This is a genomic window from Natronolimnobius sp. AArcel1 (genome assembly GCF_011043775.1).
Lineage (GTDB): Archaea > Halobacteriota > Halobacteria > Halobacteriales > Natrialbaceae > Natronolimnobius.
The window spans coordinates 206,779-220,853 of record NZ_JAAKXY010000003.1; the positions used below are offsets into that span (position 1 = coordinate 206,779).

At 53.9% G+C, this 14,075-nt stretch carries 11 protein-coding genes; all 11 read left to right on the forward strand.

What is annotated here, in order from left to right:
* The first annotated feature begins 20 nt into the window (after nt 1-20).
* A complete protein-coding gene (locus G6M89_RS09185) occupies nt 21-3,869 on the forward strand; it encodes an Eco57I restriction-modification methylase domain-containing protein (protein WP_165161501.1) in 3,849 nt (1,282 codons plus the stop codon).
* Nucleotides 3,870-3,955: 86 nt separating this feature from the next.
* Nucleotides 3,956-4,285 carry a hypothetical protein gene (locus G6M89_RS09190; RefSeq protein WP_165161502.1) on the forward strand — a complete coding sequence of 110 codons (330 nt, stop codon included), beginning with the start codon at nt 3,956-3,958 and terminating at the stop codon, nt 4,283-4,285.
* A gap of 24 nt (nt 4,286-4,309) precedes the next feature.
* On the forward strand, nt 4,310-4,606 hold the full coding sequence (locus G6M89_RS09195) for a hypothetical protein (protein ID WP_165161503.1): 297 nt from the start codon (nt 4,310-4,312) through the stop codon (nt 4,604-4,606).
* Nucleotides 4,599-4,916, forward strand: coding sequence for a hypothetical protein (locus tag G6M89_RS09200; RefSeq protein ID WP_165161504.1), 318 nt, complete (start codon nt 4,599-4,601; stop codon nt 4,914-4,916). Before G6M89_RS09195 ends, G6M89_RS09200 begins: the two co-directional genes overlap by 8 nt.
* A gap of 157 nt (nt 4,917-5,073) precedes the next feature.
* Nucleotides 5,074-5,511, forward strand: coding sequence for a hypothetical protein (locus G6M89_RS09205; RefSeq protein WP_165161505.1), 438 nt, complete (start codon nt 5,074-5,076; stop codon nt 5,509-5,511).
* 21 nt (nt 5,512-5,532) lie between these two features.
* A complete protein-coding gene (locus tag G6M89_RS09210) occupies nt 5,533-7,068 on the forward strand; it encodes a hypothetical protein (protein ID WP_165161506.1) in 1,536 nt (511 codons plus the stop codon).
* 31 nt (nt 7,069-7,099) lie between these two features.
* Nucleotides 7,100-8,620, forward strand: a complete 1,521-nt coding sequence (locus tag G6M89_RS09215; protein WP_165161507.1) for a hypothetical protein — start codon at nt 7,100-7,102, stop codon at nt 8,618-8,620.
* Nucleotides 8,621-8,734: 114 nt separating this feature from the next.
* On the forward strand, nt 8,735-9,568 hold the full coding sequence (locus G6M89_RS22750; RefSeq protein WP_165161508.1) for a minor capsid protein: 834 nt from the start codon (nt 8,735-8,737) through the stop codon (nt 9,566-9,568).
* Between the two features lie 21 nt (nt 9,569-9,589).
* Nucleotides 9,590-13,207, forward strand: coding sequence for a hypothetical protein (locus G6M89_RS09225; protein WP_165161509.1), 3,618 nt, complete (start codon nt 9,590-9,592; stop codon nt 13,205-13,207).
* A gap of 143 nt (nt 13,208-13,350) precedes the next feature.
* The gene (locus G6M89_RS09230) at nt 13,351-13,740 is read left to right on the forward strand and encodes a hypothetical protein (RefSeq protein ID WP_165161510.1); all 390 of its coding nucleotides are present in this window, start codon (nt 13,351-13,353) and stop codon (nt 13,738-13,740) included.
* A 13-nt stretch (nt 13,741-13,753) separates the two neighbouring features.
* Nucleotides 13,754-14,074: a BppU family phage baseplate upper protein gene (locus G6M89_RS09235; protein ID WP_165161511.1), complete on the forward strand. Its 321-nt coding sequence runs from the start codon at nt 13,754-13,756 to the stop codon at nt 14,072-14,074.
* The last annotated feature ends 1 nt before the right edge of the window (nt 14,075 follow it).

The window sequence follows — 14,075 nt, forward strand, 5'->3', positions numbered from 1 at the left end:
AGAGAGGCGCTGTACTAACAATGTCGGCAAAGGGGGCTCCCACTGAATTCAATTTCGACGATTTCGAGACAGATGTTTCCACCGAGGATGAGGATCTTGTTATCGAAACGATCGCCGAATCGATCCAAAGACTCCGTGATCAGATAGATGACGACATCCTTGACGAAGTCTTTCGAGCCGAGCCAGGAAGGTACACTCTCCGATCGGATTTCACTCGAGATCAGCTGGATCCAGAGCCAACCACCCAGGACAGGGTGATCGAACCACTCCTCGAGGAACTTGGATATGAGAACTATGGATCTGAGGCAGGCGATTTCTCGAGCGAACGTGGCGAACAGGCCGACTACAGTGTTTCTCTACGGGACATTGATTCTGTTGACTCGAGTCGTCTTCTGATCGAAGCCGAGCCGATCAACAAGCAACTCCAGAACCGAGGACATGGCCTCGATCAAGTCAAGAGCTGGCTGAGCCAGCGTGAGTTCGAGTCTGACTTTGGGTTCGCTACTGATGGTGTAAGGTGGATCTTCGTCAGGTACGATCCTGACTCCTACACCCACAACATTATCGAGCACGTCGATCTTCAGCCTGTTTTCCTCACGCTTTACGAGAACGAGGCGACTACTCGGGATCCCACGACAGAAGTCGTCTCCGAAGAAGAACGCGAGCTCATTAGGAGACTAATCCGTACATTCGGCTTCGACAACTTCCTCTCAATCATCGATGACGCTCGCGACGTCATCAAACAGAAGCAGGAAGAGATCACCGACGAGTTCTACGATGATTACATCCGAACAGTATTCGGCGTCGCTGACGAGGAAGATTCCGAACGTCGAGCCCGTAGTCTCGTAGGAGATGGTATCATCCCACCAGACGAAGCAACCGGTGACGACGTTCGTCTATTCTCCGTCGATTTGATGAACCGTCTAATCTTCATCAAATTCCTCGAGGACAAACAAATTGTCCATCCAAACCTCCTCGAAACCATTAAAGAGACGTATGAAGACGGAACGTACCTCAACTCTCTCTATAAGTCGTTTTTCGATCCGTTATTCTACGATGTACTGAACGTCAAACCAGACAATCGAGCCTCTCATATCCAAGATATCGAGTTCTATTCGGATATTCCCTACCTCAACGGGGGCCTCTTCCGTCCGGAATTAAGCAGTTCGTCCGACGTCAATGAGCGCGATTTCGATGTCCGGGATAATGTATTGATGTCGATTATCGATCTTCTCGAGCGATATAAGTTCTCGACTGACGGTGGGCCTGCAGATATCGATCCGAGTGTCCTCGGGAACGTTTTCGAAAAAACGATCAACTACCTCACTACGGATCCAGGCGATCAGAACGCCGATCTCGGAGCGTACTATACTCCGAGTGAGATCACCCGGTTCTGTGCGGAAGAGACTGTACGTCCAGCACTATTAGATCAGTTCAGTGAGGTACTCGTCGAGGAGAGAGACTGGCCGAGCGTGGAAGTAGAGCAGTACGATACACTCTACGAGTTGATTGATGGACTCCCCGGATCTAGTGATCTCATCACCCGACTCCTCAAGGAAACCGACGAATTATACGTAGTCGATCCTGGAATGGGGAGTGGACACTTCCTCACTTCCGTTGTTGAGGAGATTGTCAACGTTCGACAAGCACTGTACGCCCGTCAGGACGCACATCCGCCTCGTCACCGACTCAAGAAGACGACTGTCCAGAATAACATCTACGGTGTCGACATCATGGGGCCAGCCGTCGAGATCGGCAAGCTCCGTCTTTGGTTATCGATCGTCTCTGAGCTCAGAGAAGAGGATATCGACGAGTTAGATACTGAGGAGATTGCCCTCCCGAATATCACATTCAACATTCGGGCCGGAAACACGCTAATTGGGTACGTTGGCTTCCCCGAAGAAACGGAAGACGGGCTTGCTACCTTTGAGCGTTGGAACGAGGACAGTGTTCGCTCACGATACGAGGACGTCATCGAGGAGATTGAACTCCACGAGAAGTACAATGCGTTCCCAGAGAAGGCTGAAGAGCACCGTCAAAACGCGAAGGAGTTGTTGAAACAGTACCGTGGTGAACTCGACGACGAGATCCTCGAGGATTTCCAAGACACAGTCGATAATGTCTCTGAGGACGATCTCGAGGCGTATACCCCGTTCCACTGGGTTCTCGAGTTCGCCGAGGTGTATGCTGATGGTGGGTTCGATGTTATCGTCGGAAACCCACCATGGGATCGATTACGGCCAACTCGAGACGACTACTTCGCTCGGTACGATGAGGAGTTCCAGTCATACCTCCCGGAAGACAAGAATTCCCGACAAGAAGAGTTACTCGAAAATCCTGAGATCGAAGAGGGGTGGGAAGAATATCAGCGCGAAATCGAGATTGTGACAGAGTATTTCCACGACTCTGGGGAATACACGATGCAATCTCCCACAATTGGTGGACAAAGCCAGGGTACCGAGAACGACTTGTCTGCGCTCTTCCTAGAGAGGATCTTCCAGTTAGCTAAGGATGGGGGATATGTTTCTCAGGTACTCCCTGGTGCGATTTTCAACGGAGCCTCTACGAAGGATCTCCGAACACATCTCCTCGATGAGACAACTATTCAATCACTCGTCACGTTCGAGAATCGCGGTATTGTCTTCCCAGAGATCCATAATCAATACAACTTTGGAGTGATTACGTTCAAGAATTCCGGGCGAACAGAGGATCTCCACGGTATATTCCAGCAAATTGGAATGGATGTCCTCGATGATATCGAGGAAAATGCGCTCACAATCCCTCGACGTGTCCTTCGCGAATACTCGCCTGAGGCTCGGATTTTCCCGTATCTCCAGTCTCAGCAGGAAGTAGACGTCCTGGATACGATCGTAGAGCATCCACCAATTAGCGATGACACGCATGATGATTGGTATGCACACCCATATAGGGAGTTAGATCGAACTAACGACTCGGATCGATTTGTCGAGGACAAGTCTGAAGGAGACTATCCTGTATATGGTGGCAGCAATATCTATCAGTTCAGTCACGATCCATCGTTTGTCGATATCGAAGGGCCAGAGTTCTGGAGTGTAGATGAGGATGTTGATCCAGAGCTAAGTGCAAAATATCGAGTTCGGGAGAAGAACCTACGCAAACTCAAACGAGGACTCTACGATGCGTTTGATGGGACTGGCTCCCAGGTTGGGTTTGTGAATGAACTCCTCGAGGAGCACCGAGGAGAAGAACTCTCTGAGGATGACGTCCTACTTGACTGCACCGAGTATCGAATTGTCTACCGAGATATCGCCAGAGCGACTGATGAGCGAACATTGATTGCTTCGGTGATACCGAAAGGAATTGTCTGCCAGAACAAACTCCACACAATCCGTCCATATGAGATTAATCCTGACAAGTGCGATTTATCAGATTCCCCACTTCACAGTGTCTATGATCGTATTTTCACTGATAAAGAGTTATTTGTTGTCCTTGGGTTGGTTAATAGCATTACATTTGATTATCTGATGAGGACAAAGATTGATTCTACTGTTGTAATGTACAAATTCATGGAATCACAGGTACCTCGACTCACTGAGGGTGACGAGTGGTTCGAGTACATCTGGACTCGAGCAGCGAGACTCAACTGCTATGGAGACGAGTTCGAGGAGATGCGTGATCGATTAGGAATCGATGCTGTGACTGATCCAGATAAACGCGAAGAGATCCAGGCTGAGCTCGATGCCGGTGCGTTCCATGCATACGGCTTCGATCGAGGACAGGTAGAGTTCATCCTCGACGACTTCCATATGGTGCAGAATCCGCGACGAATGACGGACGAGTATCTCGATCTCGTACTCGGGAAGTACGACGAGTTAGCCGACACACGATAGTTGTCGTCCGAGGCGACGCGATTTTTCGCTACCGAATGCCGGCCGAATTGTAACGTTCCTGAAGTGCGTATAGTATAGTACGAACAGTGGCGTACCCTGATTCCGAGGTTGCGTTCAGGGTTTGTATCCCAGCGTCTGATCTGCCAGACTCGGGCGGTGAGCCTGAGAACGACTTCGAAGCGATCACGAGCACGATCGTAGAGACGGCCAGCATTCTCCCCAACACGATGATGGGGATGAGTGAGGAGGGCCATCGAACCGTCGTGATCTCCATGCACGACGCTCAGTGCTGGAGTCACATTGCTGAGAGGGTACGCCAGCTCACGTTCGAGTACGAACGACTACTCCAGCGACGTGAGCTCGCAGAGAAGCAATCGTCCACCTTCGACTGGGACGATTATCAGGATTACGACTAAACGATATTGACACTTTCTCACCCAATGACGACGAAGCAACCCCTCTCTGAACTCGAGGTTAACTCCTACGAAGTCACTGTACCTGTCGATCTCTCCGTCTTCGACTCCTACGAGGAAGTGGAACTCTCGATCGTCGAGACGGTGGCCAACTCGATCGTCGCTCAAGTCGACGAGCTCGACGAAGGAGACACCAGTTACGTGACGACGCAGGTGACGTTCGACGAGGAGAGCCTCGAGGAAGCCTACGAGGACGACGACGTCGGAATCGCCAGCGTTCAGACTGTAACTGAGCTCGCAGTGATGGAGGACGAGAATGAGTGACGTAGAGTGCGAGAACTGTGGTGAGATGTTCGACAAGCGGGGGATCGGAGCCCACAAGGCCCACTGTTCTGGTGGGAACCAGGACGAGGATCCGGATGAACCCGAGTTCGACGGCCTCGAGGCCGAGGTTTACGAGCGTGATGACGGAGCCTGTCTCCGCTGTGATGCCACGGAGAACCTCACTATTCACACCGTGAACCCTGGGGTTCGAGCGGAGAAAAGCAACCTCGTCACGATCTGTGAGTCCTGTGAGGCCGAGATCGGCGATCTTCACCACCGGACGAAGCGCACCAAGATCCGCTCGGACTGATCCCTCTCGTATGACTGACAACTCTTCCGACACTGACAGGGAGCTCTTCTCTCAGTGTCCTGACTGCGAGCGTCTCTACGGGAACGAGGAGTTGATGCGTCGTCACTGGGCTCAGACGCACGGTTCTGACGACTAATTCCACGACTTTCGATACACTATGACTAACGGAGAACGAGGAGCACCTGAGAATAACGGCAACGCTGAGACTCACGGACTGTACAGTCAGCGCGACAAGCTATTCGAACGACTCTCTGACGACGAGAAGAAGCTCGTCGTCGACATCAGCCAGGATCTCTTGGACAAGTTCGACGGCGAAGTCGGAGCGTACGAACGGAACGCGATCCGCAACATCGCACTCGATCAGGTGAAGCGGATCCGAGCGAACGAGCACATCATCGCTGAGGATCTGATCACCGACGGTTCGGAGCGAACAGATCGGATCAACATGGCCTACGATCGCCTCGTTCGGACGTCGACGAAGGAGATGGAGAAGCTCGGGCTGCTCGAAGAGGGCCCCGAGATGAAGAAGGCCGAGGCGACGCAGGACTGGATGGAGCAGATCTCCGACGCGAAGGACGAAGCGAGCGACGACTAACTCGCGGTACTTTTCATTCCGATGTCAGCGCAGGACTCCAACCCACTCGAGAAGTACGTAACTGGCGAAGAGCGGTACGTCCGCTTCACTGAGGAGATCCTTGGAGTCCAGCTGGCCGAAGTCCAGAAGAAGATCCTCCGTGCTGTCACAGAGAACAAGCACCTCGTCGTCGTCTCCGGGAACGGTGTCGGGAAGTCCTACGCGATTGCCTGTCTGAACCTGGCGTTCCTCTACACGAATCCTAACTCCACTGTCGTCATGACGTCTGGCTCGTACAGCCAGATGGAGGAGGCGACGTTCAAGCCTATGGAGTCGCTCCTTCGCAGCGCGAAGGATGATTTCCCACTCCCTGGAGATGTGAAGAAGTCGCCCCCGAGAATCGAGTTCGAACACGATCCCGAGCACTACTTCCGGTGCATCTCCGGCCGATATCCGGACAACCTTGAGGGCCGTCACAACGAACGCGTTCTGGTACTGGTGGACGAGGCCGACAAACCCGACATCACCCAGGAGCACTTCGATTCTGCTCAGTCCTCGATCACGGACGAGAAGGATCGGATGGTTGTGATCGGCAACCCGCCTCGTGACGAGGGCAACTCGCTGTACGAGCTCATGACGGATCCTCGCTACGAGGTGATCCAGTTCTCCTCGATGGACTCACACAACGCTCGAGTCGACGCTGGTTTGGTAGAGGGTGACAAGATCCCTGGCCTCGTCGATCTGAAGCAGGTTCGAGAGGACTATCGCTCCTGGAATCGGGAGAACTTCCCCGGCTTCGAAAACATCCTCGACACACTCGAGAAGGACGACGAGACTGGAGTCCTCGAGTGTACTGAGAAAGGCCTCGACGAACGCTGGTACCGACGTCGTCTCGGAGTGATCCCTCCGACTGGAGCGAAGTCTGTCCGTCCATTCTACGCCGAGGACGTCACCACAGCCGAGAACAACTGGGAGGAGATCAACGACGATCAGGACGAGATCGAGTACGACGCGTACGGCGTCGACGTTGCTCGTGGAGGTGGCGATCGTACGGTGATCGCTGGGATCACTCCAGAGCGAGTCGACATCCTCGAGTCCGTCGAATCTCCGGGCGATCACTCGGTGAACAAACGCCTCGTCGAGCGCCACGTAGATGACAATCGCACACCTGTCATTATGGACGCGATCGGTGAGGGTTCGGGGATCGCTGACGAGCTCAATCGCGAGGGCTACAACGTCACTCGATACAAGGCGAGTGAGAACGCTCGACAGCGGAAGAAGTACAACGACTGTCGCACTGAAGCGCTCTGCGAGCTCGGCAACTGGCTCGAGAACGGCGCCGTCGAACCCAAGACGGACGTCGCATCCGAACTCCGGGAGGCTGCTCGTCATATCGAACTGGAAGAGAAGTCGCTCAAGAGTGGCACTACCTGGAAGGCTACGTCGAAGTCAGATCTGAAGAAGAGCGACGCTCTCGGACGATCTCCGGACTTGCTCGACGCAGTCTCCCTGGCTGCCTGGGGCCTCAATGTCGAGCAGGCGTCGTCGAATGCCGGGTACTCGTTCTACTCGTACTGAGTACAACTAAATTTCCTGATACAACCAATTCATGAGTTTAAGCGATCGACTGCGTGATGCAGTTCTCGGACACGGTGAACCCGACGTCCAGTCGGAGAATCGGACGGACGAATACGCCTACTATACTGTTTCTGGCGATGCACATCGGATCCGCCCGAACAAGGGCGATCTCGAGCACTACTGGGAGCAGTATCGTACCTGCCCGATCGTCCGTCGTGGGATCGACATTTACGCCGAGGACATCACTGCACCTGGCTATCGTGTCGACGCCGAGAATGACGAGCTCGTCGAGGATCTCGAGGATTGGCTCTCCAATTCGGCGATTGTAGCCGGCGAGTCACACCGTGACTTCTCGGCGATCCTCGATGGTTCGATCATCCAGGAGGAGGTTCGAGGAACGGCACTCGTCGAGATCGTCCCAAAGGCTGAGGCAGAAGACGAGATATGGGGGTTCCGCCTCATCAACGTGAGTACCGTTTCCGCCTATACCTACGAGAATCAAGCTGTCCTGATCCGTCCTGACGACACTGAACTCGATGGCGTACAGATGACGCCTCGAGGCGAAGCAGCAGCCTATGGACAGTGGGATAACAGCGCTCTCGCCGGCCCGTTCGATGACAAGAACACTGTTCCACTCTCCCAGAACGATGTTGTCAAAGTGGTGAAAGATCCTGACACCTCGGACATCTTCGGCAACAGTTCGATCGAGCCCGTCTCCGACGAGATCGACGAGCTGTACCGGATGCTCGACGACGTCGGTGAGGCAGTCCACTCCAAGGGTTATCCTCTCTGGGTGTTCTACCTCGGTGAGCCGAACGGAGACGTCACCGATCCTCGAGCCGGCATCTGGCCCGAGGATGAGATGCAGAACTATCGCGACGAACACAAGAAAGGGAACTGGAGCACCAATCAGAAGGACTTCGTGCCCGGAGACGTGGACGTCGATCGGATCGAGGGAGAGGTTCCCGAGATCGAGGAACTCCTGGACTGGTACGTTGAAGAAATCGTCTCCGCTCTCCCTGTTCCGAAGTACAAGTTAGGTTTCACTGACGACATCAACCGGGACGTCACCTCCGAGCAGAGTCCTCAGTACGAGCGCAAGATCGAGAACAAGCGTCGACAGCTCGAGGAAGCGTTCACACCTGTCCTCCGACAGAAGGCTGAGGAACTCGGCTACAGCGACGACGTCGTTAGCTCCGTCGAACTCTCGATCGAGGAGGATCGGGAGGAGAACCCACTGGTTCGAGACGACTTCGACGCTTCAGAGTTCGCCGAGTTCTGTCGTGGCCTCCAGGCAGCTGCTGGCAACGAGGGCGAACCCAGCGACATCGTCCCACCTGAAGAGATGCGCGATCTCCTCGGCCTCCCCGATCGGGACGAAGTCGAGGAAAGTGAGCTCGCTGACGAACTGGACGAGGACAACGAAGAAGTCCAAGCACAGTTCGAGAAACTCTATGGTGAACCATCGACACCTGACTCGATGGGTGACGGTGCCGACTTCGATCTCGACACCTCGAACGAATCGGAACCTGAAGCGCCCACTGCGGATTAACCAACGGCCAGTTCATCAGACATTGCGTGTTGGTTAACTCGTAGCCTTCTCCTCCTCACGTCGCACTGCTGAATTGACTTGTAATCGACACCCCGATCACACACATATCACTTCGTGGCAACTCAAGATCCGACGAGAACGAGCACCCTTCGAGGGGACTTCGAAGCAGAAGTCAACAAACGATTCCGTGCCCTGAAGGGTGACGTTCGCGAGGCTATTGAAGAGCTGGACGTCCTCCATCTGGGTAGCCAACGGGCTGTCAATCAGGCTCCAGATCCACAGGACTTCGAGTTCCTCTCCAATCCTGAGAAACGCCAGCGCTTCCAGGCATGGCTTCGAGAGCAGATCGACGAGGGCGTTCTCGTTCCAGCCGAGGGTGACGCCGTCCGTCGAGGAGATCACTGGACGGCACAGTACGTCCAGAAAGCGTACGCCAAGGGTGTCACCGACGCTGGTTCGAACCTTCGTCAGGCCGACCTCGATGCTGATCAGATCGACGATCTCGAGGACGTCTTCAACCAACCTGTTCACTCGGCGAAGATCGAGATGCTCTACACCCGAGCCTACGACGGGCTCCAGGGGATCACCCAGGAGATGGATACTCAGATCTCCAGAGAGTTGTCGCAAGCTATCTCCGAAGGGTGGAACCCCCGGAAGGCAGCTCGGGAGATCAACGATCGCGTCGACGCTGTCGGAGTGAATCGAGCTCGGACTCTCGCCCAGACTGAGATCATCCATGCACACGCTGAGGGGACGTTGGATCGGTTCGAGTCCGAGGGGATCACTGAGGTACGTCCCGATGTAGAGTTCCGTGCAACGAACGATCAGCGCGTTTGTGATCAATGTGCGCACCTCCAAGGGAATACGTACACGATCGAGGAGGCTCGAGGCATCATTCCAGTTCACCCCCGATGTCGTTGTACCTGGGTTCCTGAGATCGACGACTAACTCTCTTCATTACACTAAACTATGGCTGAGAAGGAAACACACCTGACGATCGCAATCCACGGAGACACTGTCTATCACTGGGAAGAAGGCCCATTTGGTGCTGAGAGCACCTCTCTCGGGATGGATGGTGATGTTGCCTCTGTTCAGCAAGCGGAGTCAGACTTCGTCTATGCAGCTGGTGAGGACGATAGTGGTGACTTCCTCGCAAAGTACGAGAAGACGGAAGGCATTGATGAGCCTGATCTAGATGAGTTGTGGCGTATCCACGGTGTTGAAGGAGATGCTCATATTGGGTTCTGTGATACTGCTGATCCTGTCTTGGCTACTGATGGATCTCTTAGCCGATACTCTGCTGATGATGGATCGCATCAATGGACTGTAGATCCTGGATCGTCAGTCAACGGTGTAGCAACTTCGAAGTCTCGGAATGTAATTGTTGCTGTCGGTGATGCAATTAAGGAGTTCGAGGATTCAGGTGGCTCTCTCGTAAACGAGATCTCCACTGTTGATACTCCCTCATCTGTAACCAGAGACGACGAGGATAATTACGTCGTCTACCACAGTGACGGCATACTTCGGAAGTACGATAGGGATGGTGACGTCCTCTGGGAGAACGACTCTGTAACTGATGGAGAGCGAGCCTGGAGAGACGATCAGGCTCGATACTACATCGGGAGTCATGATACGTTCGGTGGCCCGGCTGCCATCGTTGACGATAATGGCGAAGAGGAAGCCTACGAGTCGTGGCCATTTAGTAGCGGTTGTTCGACGGACTTCATGCCGAAACTCCACAATGGTGAGAATCGGGGTGTGCTTGTTGACGACGACAATGACATCAAATCTCTCGATGACTCCATGAGCACCCAGTGGGAAGATGACGTTGGTGCAATTGGGAGCCCTTATGGTATTCAAACGTGGAGCACTCACCCACGATTCTGTGCCTTCGCTGAAACGTGGGGTGTCGAAGAGGAAGTTCCCGACGATGGGGGTGAAGTAGTTGGTTCAGCTAACGTAGTCACGTCTACGTCTGGATTCACAGATCCAGATGTTACTGCCATTAGCTCCTCAGAAGCCACGTATACGAGTGGACAGGTTGGATTGAACCTGCCTGAATCGACTGGCACTGCAACCCCATCAACGTCGATTCTGACAGCTGAGTCGGATGTGACGACTGCTGTAGCATCTCGTAGAGCCCAGGCGACGTCTTCACCGATAACGTCGAACTCGAAGCTAACTGATGTCTCTGCTACATCTACAACGACGTCTGTTGGTGAGTTTGCCACTGCTACTTCTACAACGGATCGAGCTCATGGATCAGCTACGGCGTTAGCTTCAGGAAGTACTGTTGTTTCATCAGCGAGAACAACTGTACCAGAACGGATCGTCACAGTTGAAGGGTTGGAGAATACTGCAGCCACTACTACGCTATCCAACATCGAGGGATCCACCCATGTTGAGGCCTCGTCGGATACACTCGAAGCCTCTGGGAGGCCTCTGAATCCGAGCACACTCTACGAGTCTCCTGTCCCTGAGTCGAGATATCGATTCACTGTCTCCTCCTCGATCAATAAGTTCGACAGTGATGGTGATCTCAAGTGGCAGGAGTCACTCGAATACCGCCCGTGGGATTCTGCAGTCGACTCCGACGGGAATATCTACTTCACTGATGGAAGTGCTAATGTTGTAGTCTCGTACGATTCGGAGGGCAATAGACAGTGGGTTGGGGAGTACGATCCCATGGATCGCCCAATTGCTGTCGATGACTTGGGTGGTGTCTTCATAACAAACTACAACGGCTACATTAATAAGCTCGACAGAGATGGCGATAGAGAATTCTTTAGTGAGCGCAATGAAGGAGGACGTCCTGTTGGTGTAGAACCTGATGGTGATGGTGGGGTGTACATGACTGCTGAGTCTTCTTCGATGAGCGACGCCTCGATCGCTCGCTTCAACAGCAGTGGTGATATCACAGTTGAGCGCACCTTCGAGGATAAATCCGAACTCTCGTACCCCGTCCGTGAGAGTGGAACACAGGATGTTACGTTCATCGCTGATGGTGAGTTCATCAAGTTCGACGGCGACTCCTGGGGTGGAACCATCCTCGACAGTGATCAGGTGTTCGGCACGGATGACGAAGTTGTTGATCTCCTGGCCGACAGTGACGACGATCTGTACGTAGCTGTCGAGTTCGACGACTCGGATGATTATACGCTGGCCAAGTACAACTGGGACAGTGGCATCATCTGGGAGGAGACTGTTTCGTACTCGATCAACTCAATCGATATCACCGAGCACGGAAACCTCTACGTAGTGGATAGTACTAACGATGAGATCAAGAACTACAACCCTGATGATGGCTCCCTCCAGTGGACATCGGATTGGGATCATGGAGGAGATCTGCTCGCCTATCCGAACTACCCCGCAAACAGCGATGGGTGGGTGTCTGTAACAATCGCTGGTGGACAGGCGAGACACGCCACTGCGAGCTCGAACACCCTCGAGTCTGAGGCGGATGGAATTGCTTCTCCTGAAGCAGGTGGAGTTACTGCAACAGCGTCGACTCCGACTCCGACAGGATCCACAGGCGTCGTCTCTACTGGGGGCACGACGACGGCTACTGCTTCACCTGTGGCTCCGTCTATCGAAGCGTCTGCAGAGTCGACAGCGACGTTCACGTCCGGCTTTACTTCGACACTTACTGGTGCTGGTGTAAAGCGAGTTACTGCCACTGGTAATCCAGTGAACGTCCAGGCGTCGATGTTCGTACCGTTCACTCGAACGGACGAAGTTCACGCCAATATGATCACTGTGTCCGGGACTCCGTCCCAGGCTCAGGCTCATGCCACACAGACGATAGAGGCCGACACAGTCAACGTCACAACGTCGATTTCCGATGCCGAAGGGTTCGCATCCTCGAGTAGCGATTCGTCGATCGTGACGGCGTCTGCAGCGTTCACGACGATAGCAGCCTGGCAGTCTATTACATGTGAGGCAAACATCGTCACGGCAAACGCTGATCCAACGACGATCGACTCAACGTCGATTGCGACACCGGAGCGCGCGTACACTCTGACAGCGACTACTACGCCTTATGAAGCGATCGGGGAGACGTACATTTCGATTGAGTCAGAGGATCTCACGACAGTAGGCTCGCTAAACACCCCGGATGTGTTCACCTATACGAGTGGATATGCGACGCTCACGACGGCGTCAGCGTCGCTCACTGATGTACACGGTGGACGCTTCATCGGTGGAACTGCGGAGCCTGTGACGGCAACGAGCTCGCTCTCGGAGCCGACAGCAGAGACGTGGGTGAACCTGGCTGCCTCTACTACAACGGCGAGTGCAGATCCATCCACACCTTCTGTGGAAACTCAGACGGAAGCGATGGGTGCTCTGGTGGAGGCCGACGGAGTTCCACTGGTGGTGGACTCCAACGGGATCACCCACGTCGCTGCCAAGAAGTACAGTGCTTCGGCCATCCTCAATACAGGACTCTCGTTCAGTCCTCGAATTAGTCGAGTCAGTACGACTGACAACTGGGTGACGATGAACCCAGGGAAGAACAGTGCTGATCTCGACGACGATGGTACGAACGAAGTGGAGATGCGAGAGTATCAGAGTTCCGACGAAGACTAATCGCACTCCCATGCTACCGTTATGGCGCCGAAGTGTAAGGTAGCTGTAGTGCATATAGTATAGTACGAACACGCTTTTCAGCTCGTCGTATCGGATCCCCGATACTCTCGCCATAGCGATTCGCAGTACGATTCTGACTACAAATGGCACACCTACACAACGAAGGTGAGCTCCTCGTCCTCGACGACGCCTTTGACGGGCGTACTGTCGAGGTGGGGCTCTACGACAATAGTACCGATCAGCTCACTGAAGGCGACACGTATAGCGACATCGACACTGAGCCGGACGGTGACGACTACTCCGTCCAGACTGTCGACGATCCTGAAGTCGATCAGAATGTCGACGACAATGCTGAGGTGACGATGGGTGAGTTGTCGTTCCAGGTGTCCGACGCTGAACGTGAGATCGACTACGTCTACGTTCGCGATGCGTCGACTGGTGATCTGATCTTCACTAACGATCTGGATCAGACGTACGATCTGAACTCGATCGACACGCTGGATCTGTCGAACATCGGGATGGAACTCGAGTAATTGGTGATCATCGATGAGTGAATCGTTCCACCTCAAGACTGGAGACACTGCCCCCAGGATCGAGGCTGTCCTTCGATCCAGCGACGAGGATCCTGTCGATCTTCGTGGCTCTGGGGTGGAGTTCCGTCTCCTGGAACCTCGAGGTGGCGATGTACTCGTCGAGGACTCGGTGACGCTTGTTGACGAGATCGAAGGCCTCGTTCGCTACTCCTGGGACGAAGAGGATACTGCCGAACCAGGCCGTTATCGCGCCGAGTTCGTCGTCCATCACACGGACGACACCACCGAGTCATTCCCGAACGACGGATATCACCACGTAATTATCACTGAGTAAA

What these genes read in the sequence shown, in the direction of transcription:
- G6M89_RS09185 (WP_165161501.1), top strand. Translation starts at nt 21, where the DNA reads ATGTCGGCAAAGGGGGCTCCCACTGAATTCAATTTCGACGATTTCGAG.
- G6M89_RS09215 (WP_165161507.1), top strand. Translation starts at nt 7,100, where the DNA reads ATGAGTTTAAGCGATCGACTGCGTGATGCAGTTCTCGGACACGGTGAA.
- G6M89_RS09210 (WP_165161506.1), top strand. Translation starts at nt 5,533, where the DNA reads ATGTCAGCGCAGGACTCCAACCCACTCGAGAAGTACGTAACTGGCGAA.
- G6M89_RS09230 (WP_165161510.1), top strand. Translation starts at nt 13,351, where the DNA reads ATGGCACACCTACACAACGAAGGTGAGCTCCTCGTCCTCGACGACGCC.
- G6M89_RS09205 (WP_165161505.1), top strand. Translation starts at nt 5,074, where the DNA reads ATGACTAACGGAGAACGAGGAGCACCTGAGAATAACGGCAACGCTGAG.
- G6M89_RS09235 (WP_165161511.1), top strand. Translation starts at nt 13,754, where the DNA reads ATGAGTGAATCGTTCCACCTCAAGACTGGAGACACTGCCCCCAGGATC.
- G6M89_RS09225 (WP_165161509.1), top strand. Translation starts at nt 9,590, where the DNA reads ATGGCTGAGAAGGAAACACACCTGACGATCGCAATCCACGGAGACACT.
- G6M89_RS09195 (WP_165161503.1), top strand. Translation starts at nt 4,310, where the DNA reads ATGACGACGAAGCAACCCCTCTCTGAACTCGAGGTTAACTCCTACGAA.
- G6M89_RS09200 (WP_165161504.1), top strand. Translation starts at nt 4,599, where the DNA reads ATGAGTGACGTAGAGTGCGAGAACTGTGGTGAGATGTTCGACAAGCGG.